At 70.9% G+C, this 12,154-nt stretch carries 11 protein-coding genes; 2 read left to right on the plus strand and 9 right to left on the minus strand.

Annotation, left to right across the window (positions count from 1 at the left end; translation table 11 throughout):
* Positions 1-273: 273 nt before the first annotated feature.
* Entirely contained in the window at positions 274-1,605 is a 1,332-nt protein-coding gene (locus AB0I68_RS30710; RefSeq protein WP_363180625.1) for a class I SAM-dependent RNA methyltransferase, read from the minus strand.
* 120 nt (positions 1,606-1,725) lie between these two features.
* Positions 1,726-3,774: an APC family permease gene (locus AB0I68_RS30715; RefSeq protein ID WP_363180626.1), complete on the minus strand. Its 2,049-nt coding sequence runs from the start codon at positions 3,772-3,774 to the stop codon at positions 1,726-1,728.
* 199 nt (positions 3,775-3,973) lie between these two features.
* On the opposite strand from AB0I68_RS30715, the gene AB0I68_RS30720 reads away from it, so the two are divergent.
* A complete protein-coding gene (locus AB0I68_RS30720) occupies positions 3,974-4,642 on the plus strand; it encodes a TrkA family potassium uptake protein (RefSeq protein WP_363180628.1) in 669 nt (222 codons plus the stop codon).
* Complete coding sequence (locus AB0I68_RS30725; RefSeq protein ID WP_053691455.1) at positions 4,639-5,301, plus strand: TrkA family potassium uptake protein; 663 nt, start codon at positions 4,639-4,641, stop codon at positions 5,299-5,301. Before AB0I68_RS30720 ends, AB0I68_RS30725 begins: the two co-directional genes overlap by 4 nt.
* Positions 5,302-5,516: 215 nt before the next feature.
* On the opposite strand, the gene AB0I68_RS30730 is transcribed toward AB0I68_RS30725, so the two are convergent.
* From AB0I68_RS30730 to AB0I68_RS30760, 7 genes are all read right to left on the minus strand, one after another.
* Positions 5,517-6,254: a DUF3159 domain-containing protein gene (locus AB0I68_RS30730; RefSeq protein WP_363180629.1), complete on the minus strand. Its 738-nt coding sequence runs from the start codon at positions 6,252-6,254 to the stop codon at positions 5,517-5,519.
* A 3-nt stretch (positions 6,255-6,257) separates the two neighbouring features.
* Entirely contained in the window at positions 6,258-6,677 is a 420-nt protein-coding gene (locus AB0I68_RS30735; protein WP_363180630.1) for an OB-fold nucleic acid binding domain-containing protein, read from the minus strand.
* Positions 6,678-6,701: 24 nt separating this feature from the next.
* Positions 6,702-7,388 (minus strand): response regulator, encoded by a 687-nt coding sequence (locus AB0I68_RS30740; protein WP_363180631.1) that lies wholly within the window; start codon positions 7,386-7,388, stop codon positions 6,702-6,704.
* The gene (locus AB0I68_RS30745; RefSeq protein ID WP_363180632.1) at positions 7,385-10,036 is read right to left on the minus strand and encodes a sensor histidine kinase KdpD; all 2,652 of its coding nucleotides are present in this window, start codon (positions 10,034-10,036) and stop codon (positions 7,385-7,387) included. The genes AB0I68_RS30740 and AB0I68_RS30745 overlap by 4 nt, the downstream gene beginning before the upstream one ends.
* Positions 10,037-10,194: 158 nt before the next feature.
* A complete protein-coding gene (locus AB0I68_RS30750) occupies positions 10,195-10,974 on the minus strand; it encodes a DUF3710 domain-containing protein (protein ID WP_363180633.1) in 780 nt (259 codons plus the stop codon).
* Between the two features lies 1 nt (position 10,975).
* Positions 10,976-11,521: a dUTP diphosphatase gene (dut, locus tag AB0I68_RS30755; protein ID WP_363180634.1), complete on the minus strand. Its 546-nt coding sequence runs from the start codon at positions 11,519-11,521 to the stop codon at positions 10,976-10,978.
* The gene (locus tag AB0I68_RS30760) at positions 11,521-12,105 is read right to left on the minus strand and encodes a PaaI family thioesterase (protein WP_363180635.1); all 585 of its coding nucleotides are present in this window, start codon (positions 12,103-12,105) and stop codon (positions 11,521-11,523) included. Before AB0I68_RS30760 ends, dut begins: the two co-directional genes overlap by 1 nt.
* Positions 12,106-12,154: the final 49 nt, after the last annotated feature.

Raw genomic sequence — 12,154 nt, forward strand, 5'->3', positions numbered from 1 at the left:
GCCGATCCGAGTCACCTAGGCACCCGCTGCGCCAGCACAATCAAACGCCGGGGCGACCGTGCGACGCAGCCCCCCAGATGGGATCGATCGACGGCCTCAAGCGTCCGCCGAGGCCCTCGGACCAAGTGCTCCGAGGCTGGCAGAACTGCCCCTCAATCCACCTGACACCCCGTCAAAACGAGCGTCAAACGAGCGTCACGAGCGTCATTCCAGCGTCAAGATATCGCCCGTAACGCCCACAGTGCACATAATGCGCATCGACAAACCCGCAGGTCAGAGGCCCTTCGCGACCGGTTCAAGGATCGCCACGCACTCCACGTGGTGGGTCATCGGGAAGAGGTCGAAGACGCGGAGGGTGCGGACCTTGTAGCCGTTGTCCTTGAAGTAGCCGAGGTCGCGGGCCAGGGCCGCCGGGTCGCAGGCCACGTACGCGATGCGGCGTGCCGAGAGGCCCGCGATGTGGCGGACCGTCTGCTTGCCCGCGCCCGCGCGCGGCGGGTCCAGGACGACCAGGTCGCACTCCGTGATTCCGGTCTTCGGGAGGACCGTCTCGACCTTGCCCTGCTCGATGCGGACCCGGGGGAAGTCCGCCAGGTTGTGCCGGGCGTCCTCGACCGCGCGCTTCGTGGACTCGATGCCGAGTACCGCGCCCGTGTCGCCCAGGCGTTCCGCCAGTGCGCCCGCGAAGATGCCGACGCCGCAGTAGAGGTCGAGGGCCATCTCGCCCTTGCGCGGCATCAGGCCTTGCATGACGGCCTTGATCAGGGTGTCGGCGGCCTGCGGGTGGACCTGCCAGAAGCCGCCCATGCCGACCCGGTACGTACGGCCGTCCGCGCGCTCCCGGACGAAGGGGCGGCCGTGGACGCGGTGGACACCGCCGTCCTTCTCCTCGACGCGCAGGACCGAGACCGGCTTGTCGAGCTCGACCAGCGGAAGGCGGCCGCCCGGCCGGGGGGTGAGGACGACCTGGCGGTCGCCGGAGCCGGAGGCGGCGATCGCCTCGACCGTGGCCATCTGGGGCCAGTCCTGCTGCTCGATGCCGAGCTCGCTCACGCCCGGCGCCGCGATCATGCAGTGGTCGACCGGCTCGATGTCGTGCGAGCGGTGCTTGCGCAGGCCCGCGCGGCCGCTCTCGTCGATGGCGTACTGGACGCGGGTGCGCCACTGCGGCACCTGCCCGGCCGGGAGCTTGTCGCCCTCGGCCGGCATGACCGTGCCGTCCCAGCCGGCCTCCTCCGGGGTGAGCCCGGCGAGCCGCTTCAGCTGCTCGGCGACGACCTCGCCCTTGAGCCGGCGCTGGGCGCCCGGCTTGGCGTGCTGCCAGTCGCAGCCGCCGCACTTGCCGGGGCCGGCGTACGGGCACGGGGCCTCGACGCGGTCCTTGGACGCCTCGAGCACGGTGATCGCGTCGGCGCGCAGGAAGCGGGAGTCCACGTCGCCCTCGGTGACCTTCGCGACGATCTTCTCGCCGGGCAGCGTGTGGCGGACGAACAGGACCCGCCCGTCGGAGGTCCGGGCGATGCAGTGCCCGCCGTGTGCGACGGGGCCGACCTCGACCTCGTACTCCTCCCCGACCAGTGACTGCTTCTCGTTCTGCTCGGTCATGGTGGGGAGGCTCCAAGGGTCAAGGATTAAAGGCTTGAAAGGTGCACGCGCGAACGGCCGGACAGCCGACCCACCAGTTTACGTGGATCCTGTCCGGCCGTTTGCCACGCGTGCCCGGCGCTACTTCGCCGTGCGGTCCTTCGGGGGCGGGCTGTCCACCGGTCCGCGGCGTACCGCACCCGGGGCGTTCCAGTCCTGCCGCTTCTTCGCCCGCTGCTTCGCGAGCTCCGAGGACTGCAGCTGGTAGGGAACCGAGGTGACCATCACGCCGGGCGTGAAGAGCAGCCGGCCCTTGAGCCGCAGCGCGCTCTGGTTGTGCAGCAGGTGCTCGTACCAGCGGCCGACGACGTACTCGGGGATGTACACGCTGACGGCGTCGCGCGGGTTCTCGGTGCGCAGCCCCTTCACGTACTCCACCACGGGGCGGGTGATTTCCCGGTAGGGCGAGTCGAGGATCTTGAGCGGAACGTTGATCCCGCGCCGCTCCCACTCTTCCTTGAGGGCCTTGGTCTCGGCGTCGTCGACGTTGACGCTGAGCGCATCCAGGCGGTTGGCGTGCAGCAGCTTGGCGTAGGCGAGGGCGCGCAGGGTGGGCTTGTGGAGCTTGGACACCAGGACGACGGAGTGCACCCGCGAGGGCCGCACGTACTCGTCGGGGCGCTCCTCCGCGGCGGCGATCTCGGTGGCGACCCGGTCGTAGTGCCTGCGGATGGCCGTCATCGTGCCGTAGAAGATCACCATGCCGAGCAGGGCGACCCAGGCGCCGTGGGTGAACTTGGTGGCGAGTACGACGACCAGCACCAGGCCGGTGAAGAAGGCGCCGAAGGTGTTGATCGCCCGGGAGCGGAACATGTGGCGCCGCTTGGCCGGGTCCGTCTCGGCCTTCAGGTGGCGGTTCCAATGACGGACCATGCCGGTCTGGCTGAGCGTGAAGGAGACGAAGACGCCGACGATGTAGAGCTGGATCAGCCGCGTCGAGTCGGCCCCGTAGACCCAGGTGAGCAGAGCGGCCGCGCCGGCGAGCAGCACGATGCCGTTGGAGAAGGCGAGCCGGTCGCCGCGGGTGTGCAGCTGGCGCGGCAGGTAGCGGTCCTGGGCGAGGATCGAGCCGAGCAGCGGGAAGCCGTTGTACGCGGTGTTGGCCGCGAGGAACAGCACGAGTGCGGTGGCCGCGGCCAGTAGGACGAAGAAGAACGAGCCGCTGCCGAAGACCGCCTCGGCCACCTGGGAGATGACCGGGTTCTGGACGTACTCGGGGCCGACCGGGGTGCCGTTGACCAGCAGGTCCGTGGCGGGCTTCTCGGCCATCCTGACGTCGGTGGCCATGGCCAGGCCGATGATGCCGCAGAACATGGTCACGGCCAGGGCGCCCATGAGGGCCAGGGTGGTCGCCGCGTTCTTGCTCTTGGGCTTGCGGAAGGCGGGTACGCCGTTGCTGATCGCCTCGACGCCGGTCAGGGCGGCGCAGCCGGAGGAGAAGGCCCGCAGCAGCAGGAAGACCAGGGCGAACCCCGCCAGGCCCTCGTGTTCCGCCTTGATCTCGAAATCGGCGGTGGGGGCCTTCATGGTGTCGCCGAGGACGATGCCGCGCCAGGCGCCCCACGCGATCATGATGAATACGCCCACGACAAAGACATAGGTCGGAATCGCGAAGAGCTTGCCGGATTCCTTCATGCCCCGCAGATTCATCAGCGTGAGCAGCAGGATCATCCCGATCGCGCAGAGCACTTTGTTCTCGACGACGAAGGGGATGGCCGAGCCGAGGTTCTCGACGCCCGAGGAGATCGACACGGCGACGGTCAGCACGTAGTCGACGAGCAGGGCGCTCGCGACGGTGAGGCCGGCCTTGGGGCCGAGGTTGGTATTGGCGACCTCGTAGTCGCCGCCGCCGCTGGGGTACGCGTGAACGTTCTGCCGGTAGGAGGCGACCACGGTGAACATCAGCACGACGACCGCGACGGCGATCCAGGGGCTGAAGCGGTACGCCGACACGCCCGCGATCGAGAGGACCAGCAGGACCTCACCCGGTGCATATGCCACCGAGGAGAGCGGGTCGGACGCGAAGACGGGGAGGGCGATCCGCTTGGGAAGGAGTGTTTCTCCGAGGCGGTCGCTGCGCAACGCCCGGCCGATCAGGATCCGTTTGGGCACCTCGGTCAGTTTGGACACGCAGAGGATCGTAAGCGTTCGATATCGGCCTGACGAACCCCCCACCCCACAAGCCGGTCGGCGAAGAGCCCGAGTGCACCGCAAGAGACCCCAAGGGTGACCGCCCGTGTGTAGCTTGGGCCATGGTCTGAGACCCTGTTAAGCCAGAGCATGCAATGAGGCTGGGAACCAGCGAGCGCTGACAGCCGGAAGGACGGCCGTGCACATCGTCATTATGGGCTGCGGAAGAGTGGGCTCCGCCCTCGCGCAGACCTTGGAACAGCAGGGGCATACGGTCGCGGTCATCGACCAGGACCCCACCGCATTCCGCCGGCTGGGAGCCGGATTCGGCGGCCGCCGCGTCACCGGGGTCGGCTTCGACCAGGACACGCTGCGCGAGGCCGGAATCGAGGAGGCGGGCGCTTTCGCCGCCGTCAGCAGTGGTGACAATTCCAACATCATCGCAGCCCGCGTGGCGCGCGAGATGTTCGGTGTCGAGAACGTCGCCGCCCGCATCTACGACCCCAAGCGCGCGGAGGTCTACCAGCGCCTGGGCATCCCCACCGTGGCCACCGTGCGGTGGACCGCCGACCAGATGCTGCGCCGGCTGCTGCCGTCCGGGGCCGAGCCGCTGTGGCGCGACCCGAGCGGCGGGGTCCAGCTCGCCGAGGTGCACACCTCCGCCACCTGGATCGGGCACAAGGTCAGCAAGCTGCAGGACGAGACCGGCGTCCGCGTGGCCTTTCTCACCCGACTGGGCGAAGCCATGCTGCCGACGTCCCAGACGGTCCTGCAGGAGGGCGACCTCGTCCACGTGATGATGCGCACGGACGAGATCGACAAGGTCGAGGCGGCCTTCACCGAGGGCCCCGAGGAGGCACACGCATGAGGGTCGCGATCGCCGGAGCCGGCGCGGTGGGCCGTTCCATCGCGGGCGAGCTGCTGGAGAACGGGCACGAGGTGCTGCTCGTCGACAAGGCGCCGACCGCCATCTCCGTGGAGCGGGTGCCGCAGGCCGAGTGGCTGCTGGCCGACGCCTGCGAGATCACCTCGCTCGACGAGGCCGCGCTGCAGCGCTGCAACGTCGTCATCGCCGCCACGGGCGACGACAAGGTCAACCTGGTCGTCTCCCTGCTGGCCAAGACCGAGTACGGGGTCCCCCGGGTCGTGGCGCGGGTCAACAACCCGAAGAACGAGTGGCTCTTCAACGAGTCCTGGGGCGTCGACGTCGCGGTCTCCACACCGCGTCTGATGTCGGCCCTGGTCGAGGAGGCCGTCAGCGTCGGCGACCTGGTCCGGCTGCTCCGCTTCAGCCACGGCGACGCCAACCTCGTCGAGCTGACCCTGCCCGCCGACTCCTCGGTCGCCGGGACCCAGATCAGCGAGATCACCTGGCCCGAGGACACCTCGCTGGTCACGATCATCCGCGGCAACCGGGTCCTCACCCCGCACGCGGAGGAGACCCTCGAGCCGGGCGACGAACTGCTCTTCGTGGCCGCCCAGGCCCGCGAGGAACAGCTGGAGGACCTCCTCCAGGCCCGTCACTGACGGCGCACGGCGCACGGCACGACACGCGGCACGACGAAGGGGCGGGCCGACCACCAGATGGTCGGCCCGCCCCTTTCGCGTCACGGCCCTTGCGCGTCACGGCCCTTGCGCGTCACGGCCGGGCGCCCCGGGCACGCCCGGGGCCCGGAGGCCCGGGGCGGCGAAGCCCCGGCAACGCCGCCGTACCTGCCGTGCCTGCCGTACGCGGTGGAGCCTCAGGCCCCGGGTTCGCGAGCGGCAGCGGCCTTGGCCTTCTCCGCGGCCTCCTCGGCCTCCCACTCCGCGATCACGTCGATCGGCGGCGGCGCCTTCGCCAGGAACACCCACGTGAAGTACACCGCGAGCACCATCGGCGGCAGCTTCAGCGCGATCAGCACCCAGCCCAGCTGCGTCGCGTCCCCCCACCAGTACAGCGGGAAGAGGATCGCGTACTTCGCCAGGAAGACGATCCCCCAGGCCAGACTGGCCTTGGTGTACGCCTTCTTCCGCCCGGGGTTGCGGGTCCGCCAGGACAGGTTCTCCTTGAACACCGGCCCCAGGATCACGCCCAGCAGCGGGAACCCCACCAGCGCGGACAGCGTGAAGGCCACGCCCAGCCCGGCGCCGTAGATCATGCCGGGCAGGTAGAAGCCCTTGGCGGTACCGGTGAACAGGGCGAAGGCCACGCCGACCCCCACGCCGAAGACCCCGCTGAAGGCGTGCTTCACGGTGTCCTTGCGCAGCAGCCGCACGATCACGAGCAGGACGGCGACCGCGCCCGCCGCGATCGCGGACATCTTCACGTCCTTGTTGACCGTGTAGATCATCACGAAGAGCAGCCCGGGGAGCATCGTCTCCACGGTGCCCCGGATGCCGCCGAAGGCATCGAAGAGCGCCGCCTGGGTCACGGCCTTCTGGTCCGCGGACGGCTCCCCTGCGGGGTCCGGGGTGGTCGGTTTGTCGAATGACGTCACCGGTTAGTGCTCCTGTCCGAGCGGTCGGAGTTCGTACTTCGGATTGAAGAGGACCCGGCGGCCGTGGCTCGACGAGATCCGCCCGGAAGCGATCATGCGCCGGCCCGGTTCGATTCCCACGATCGAGCGACGCCCGAGCCAGACCACGTCCAGCGCGGCCGAGCCGTCGAAGAGTTCCGCCTCCAGGGCGGGCACCCCCGCGCGCGGCCGAAGGGTGACGGTACGCAGGGTTCCCGTCACCTTGACTATCTGGCGGTCGTGGCAGTCGCAGATCCGCGTGCACCCCGCGGCCTCTGCGTCCTCCTGCAGTTCCGCCGAATGCAGCTCCTCCTGCGAGGTGGACAGCCGCTCTATCATCCGCCGGAACCGGCCCGCCGGCCTGACCGGCTTGGCGGACTTCTCGGGACGCGGTTCAGCACTCATACCAGAAGCGTACCGGCGTCCCCGCTACCTCTCGAAGCGGTATCCCATGCCCGGTTCCGTGATGAAGTGCCGCGGGTGCGAGGGGTCCGCCTCGAGCTTGCGCCGCAGCTGCGCCATGTAGACCCGCAGGTAGTTCGTCTCCGTGCCGTACGAGGGCCCCCAGACCTCCTGCAGCAGCTGCTTCTGGCTGACCAGCTTGCCGCCGTTGCGGACCAGCACCTCCAGCAGGTGCCACTCGGTGGGCGTGAGCCGTACGTCGCGCCCCTCGCGCACGGCCTTCTTGGCGGCCAGGTCCACCGTGAAGCCAGCGGTCTCCACGATCACCTCGTCCTCGCCGGCGCCCGCGGACGGCTCGGCCCGGCGGACGGCGGCGCGCAGCCGCGCCAGCAGCTCGTCCATGCCGAAGGGCTTGGTGACGTAGTCGTCGGCTCCGGCGTCCAGGGCCTCGACCTTCTCGTCGGAGCTGTGCCGGGCCGAGAGCACCAGGATCGGCACCCGGGTCCAGCCGCGCAGGCCCTTGATCACCTCGACGCCGTCCATGTCGGGCAGGCCCAGGTCGAGTACGACCACGTCGGGGTGGCGGGCGGCCGCGAGCTCCAGGGCACCGGCCCCGTCCGCGGCGGCGTCGACCTCGTACTTGCGTGCCTTCAGATTGATCACGAGGGCTCGGACGATCTGCGGCTCGTCGTCCACCACGAGCACCCGGGTCATTGAGGTCCTGCTTTCTGTCGTATCGGGTCGAGATCCATGAGGTCGCCGGCGACGGCGGTGCCGTTGCCCGGACCGGTGCCGGTGCCGGTGTCCGCAGGGCCGGCGCGTCCTGCGCCGTCCACCGTGACAGGTGCCGGTCCACTGTCGCGCGTCACGGCCCGCAGCGTCAGCACCATGGTCAGGCCGCCGCCCGGGGTGTCCTCGGCCGTCAGGGTGCCGTCCATGGCCTCGGCGAAGCCCCGGGCCACCGCGAGCCCGAGGCCCACCCCGGCGCCGCGCGGGGCGTCCCCGTGCCGCTGGAAGGGGGCGAAGATCCGGTCCTTCGCCTCGTCGGGCACCCCGGGCCCGCGGTCCACGACGCGCACCTCGACCCGGTCGCCGAGAAAGCTGGCCGCGACCAGCACCGGCTCCCCGGCCGGGCTGTACTTGACGGCGTTCTCCACCACGTTGGCGACGGTCCGCTCCAGCAGCCCCGGGTCCACCGCCACCATCGGCAGCGTCTCCGGGACGTCCAGCTCCACGCTGTCCTGCGCTACACCGCCCAGCGCCATCGGGACCACCTCGTCGACGTCGATCTCCCGGATCAGCGGGGTCACGGTGCCGGTCTGGAGCCGGGACATGTCGAGCAGGTTGCCCACCAGGTGGTCGAGCCGGTCGGCGCCGTCCTCTATGCCCTCGAGGAGCTCGGCCCGGTCCTCCTCGGACCAGTCCACGTCGTCGGAGCGCAAGGACGACACCGACGCCTTGATGGAGGCCAGCGGCGTACGGAGGTCATGGCTCACGGCGGCCAGCAGCGCGGTCCGGATCCGGTTGCCCTCCGCCAGGCGCCGGGCCTCCTCGGCCTCCCCGACCAGCCGCTGCCGGTCCAGGACCACGGCGGCCTGGGCGGCGAAGGCGCCGAGCACCCGGCGGTCCTCGGCGGGCAGCACCCGCCCGGACAGGGCCAGCGCCATGTGGTCCCCGATGGGCATGTCCACATCGGCCTCCTCGGGGCGGCCGACCGGGCTCGGGCCGACGCTGCCGGCCGGCCTCCAGGGCTCGACGTCGCTCCCGCGCTCCAGCAGGGCCACGGACTCCATGGCGAAGGTCTCGCGCACCCGCTCCAGCAGCGCGTCCAGCGTGGTCTCGCCGCGCAGCACGCTGCCGGCCAGGAAGGAGAGGATCTCGGACTCGGCACGCAGCCGGGCGGCCTGGTGGGTGCGCCGGGCGGCCAGGTCCACCACCGAGGCCACGGAGACCGCCACCCCGAAGAAGACGGCGATGGCGACGATGTTCTTCGGGTCGGAGATGGTGAACCGGTGCACGGGCGGGGCGAAGTAGTAGTTCAGCAGCAGCGAGCCGAAGGCCGCCGAGGCCAGCGCCGGGTAGAGCCCGCCCAGCAGCGCGGCGGCCACGGTCAGCGAGAGGAACAGCAGCATCTCGTTGGCCAGGCCCGGGTCGGCGTGCACATGCGTGAGCAGCACGGCCAGCAGGGCGGGGAACACCATCCCGACCACCCAGCCCGCGATGATCCGGGGCCGCCCGAGCCGGGCCGCCGAGCGGACCACGGGCAGGCTGCGGCCCCGGGCGACCTCCTCGTGCGTGACGATGTGCACGTCGAGGTCGGGCCCCGAGTCGCGGGCCACGGTGGCGCCGACGCCGGGGCCGAAGACGTACTGCCAGGCCTTGCGGCGGCTGGAGCCGAGCACGATCTGGGTGGCGTTGACCCCGCGGGCGAAGGCGAGCAGCGCGTCGGGGATGTTGTCGCCGATCACATGATGAAACGTTCCACCAAGATCCTCGACCAGCGTCCGCTGGACCGCGAGCTCCTTCGGCGAGGCCGCGGTCAGCCCGTCGCTGCGGGCTATGTAGACGGCGAGGATCTCGCTGCCGGAGCCCTTGGCGGCCATCCGGGAGGCGCGGCGGATGAGCGTACGGCCCTCGGGCCCGCCCGTGAGCCCGACGACGATCCGCTCGCGGGCCTGCCAGGTGGAGCGGATGTCGTGCTCGCCCCGGTACTGCTGGAGGTACTCGTCGGCCCGGTCGGCGACCCACAGCAGCGCCAGCTCGCGCAGGGCGGTGAGGTTGCCGGGCCGGAAGTAGTTGGACAGGGCCGCGTCGACCTTGTCGGACTGGTAGATGTTCCCGTGGGCCATCCGCCGGCGCAGCGCCTGCGGGGACATGTCGACGAGCTCGATCTGGTCGGCCCGCCGCACCACCTCGTCCGGCACGGTCTCCCGCTGCCGCACCCCGGTGATGGACTCCACCACGTCGCCGAGCGACTCCAGGTGCTGGATGTTCACGGTGGACACGACGTCGACGCCCGCCCGCAGCAGCTCCTCGACGTCCTGCCAGCGCTTGGCGTTGCGCGAGCCGGGCACGTTGGTGTGCGCGAGCTCGTCCACGAGCGCGATGGCGGGCCGGCGCGCCAGTACGGCGTCCACGTCCATCTCGGTGAAGGCGGCGCCCCGGTACGAGAGCGCGTTGCGCGGCACCTGCTCGAGCCCGTGCAGCATCACCTCGGTGCGCGGCCGCCCGTGGTGCTCGACGAAGCCGACGACGCAGTCGGCGCCCCGCTCCACCCGGCGGTGGCCCTCGGAGAGCATCGCGTACGTCTTGCCCACACCGGGTGCCGCGCCGAGGTAGATCCGTAGCTTGCCGCGTCCCATGCGCTCATTCTCCGGGACGTTTCCGCCGATCACGCACCTTTTGCGGGCCGTCCGCCCATCCCTGACGGATCTCTGACACCCCGCGGGTACGACAACGGGCCGTACCCGGAAGGAGTACGGCCCGCGGCCTGAAACAGTCGTCGCCGGGATCCGCCGGGTCAGCGGACCTCGGTGATCGTCGGACCCTGCTCCAGCTGGCCCATGCCGCCGGAGAAGCGGGAGCCCTCCTGGTCCTCGGTCTGCACGCCGTCCGGCACCATCTGGGCGTCGTTCGGCAGCTTCAGCACGATCGGGTCGCGCGGGGCCATAGGGCCGTCACCGCGCACGATGACGGTCTCCCGGAAGATCTGCTCCAGCACGCCCGCCGACTCGGGGCGCACCGCGCCCTGGCCGGAGATGACGCCGCGCAGGAACCAGCGCGGGCCGTCGACGCCGACGAAGCGGACCAGCTGGGCGCCGGTCTGGCCGTCGGGCATGGGTACGGGCACCTGCGCGCGCAGCTCCCAGCCCAGCGGACCCTCGACCTCGTCGATGATGCCGCCCTGCTGGGTGATGCCCGTGGCGATCTCCTCGCGGACCTCGCCCCAGATGCCTTCCTTCTTGGGCGCCGCGAAGGCCTGCAGCTGTACGGCGCTGTCGCCGAGGACGACCGTCGCGGCGACGATCGCGTCACCGGCGACCTCGACGCGCAGCTCCATGCCCTCGACACCCGGTACGAGAATGCCGCCCAGGTCGACGCGGCCGTCCTCGGGCGCACCAGGCACCTCGGAGACGTCCCAGGGGCCGTCGGGCCGCGGGGCCGGCGGCAGATTCACCCTGCGGGGCGCGGAGTCGTGCTCCTCGCCGCCGTTCTGCTCATCGGCAGCCACGCCGTCCACGACCTGCTCGGCCGCGCCGCCGTCCTTGGCGGAGTCGTTCTTCTTGCGACGTCCGAACACGTCACTGTCCTTCCCGGTCGGATACGACCGAAGCGTAGCCATTCCCACCCTGCTGACCAGCGCCGGATCCGGCCACGGCCGCATGACCGCCGGTGGAGCCGAAACCCCCCTCGGCCCGGGCCGAGCCGGGAAGCTGCGCCACCTCGTGGAAGCGCACCTTCTCGACCCTCTGGACAACCAGCTGGGCAATGCGGTCGAAGCGCTCGAACCGGACGCTCTCGCGCGGGTCGAGATTGACCACGATCACCTTGATCTCCCCACGGTACCCGGCATCCACCGTCCCCGGGGCATTCACGAGCGCGAGCCCGCAGCGGGCGGCCAGGCCCGAGCGCGGGTGCACGAAGGCCGCGTACCCGTCGGGCAGGGCGATGGACACGCCCGTGGGCAGTACGGCGCGCTCACCGGGCTCCAGCTCGACCGCCTCGGTGGTCACCAGGTCGCAGCCGGCGTCGCCGGGGTGGCCGTACGCGGGGACGGGCACCTCGGGGTCGAGGCGCTTGATCAGCACGTCGATCTCGTGACGGGGGGCGTGGTTGTTCGTAGCCATCAGGGGTTCACCTCGAAGGCGCGTGCGCGCCTGACCTGGTCCGGGTCGGACATCGCCGCCCGGATCTCCTCGGGCCGACCGTTGTCGATGAAGTGGTCGACCTTCACCTCGATGAAGAGCGCGTCTGCGCGCACGGCGACCGGGCCCTCGGGCCCGCCTATCCGGCCGACCGCGGTGGAGTAGATCTTGCGCCCGGCGACGGCGGTCACCTCGGCCTCCAGGTACAGCACGGTGTCCACGGGCACCGGCCGCACGAAGTCGGTCTCCAGCCGTCCCGTCACCGCGATGACGCGCAGCAGCCAGTTCAGGGAGCCCAGCGTCTCGTCGAGCGCGGTGGCGAGTACGCCGCCGTGGGCGAGGCCGGGAGCGCCCTGATGGGCGGGCTTGACGGTGAACTCGGCGGTGACGCCCACGCCCTCACCCGCACGGGCCTCCAGGTGGAGTCCGTGGGACTGGCCCCCGCCACAGCCGAAGCAGTGCTCGTAGTGCGCACCGAGCAGCTCGCCGGGTGCCGGGGCATCGGCGTGCCGGACCGGCGCGGCGGCATCGGCCGGGGGCGTCAACGCTGTGTTTCGTCCACTCACAGGCGCTGACCTTACCCGCGCCGCTACCCGCCGGTCGCCTCGTGGGAGG

The sequence above is a fragment of the Streptomyces sp. NPDC050448 genome, assembly GCF_040655295.1.
Lineage (GTDB): Bacteria > Actinomycetota > Actinomycetes > Streptomycetales > Streptomycetaceae > Streptomyces.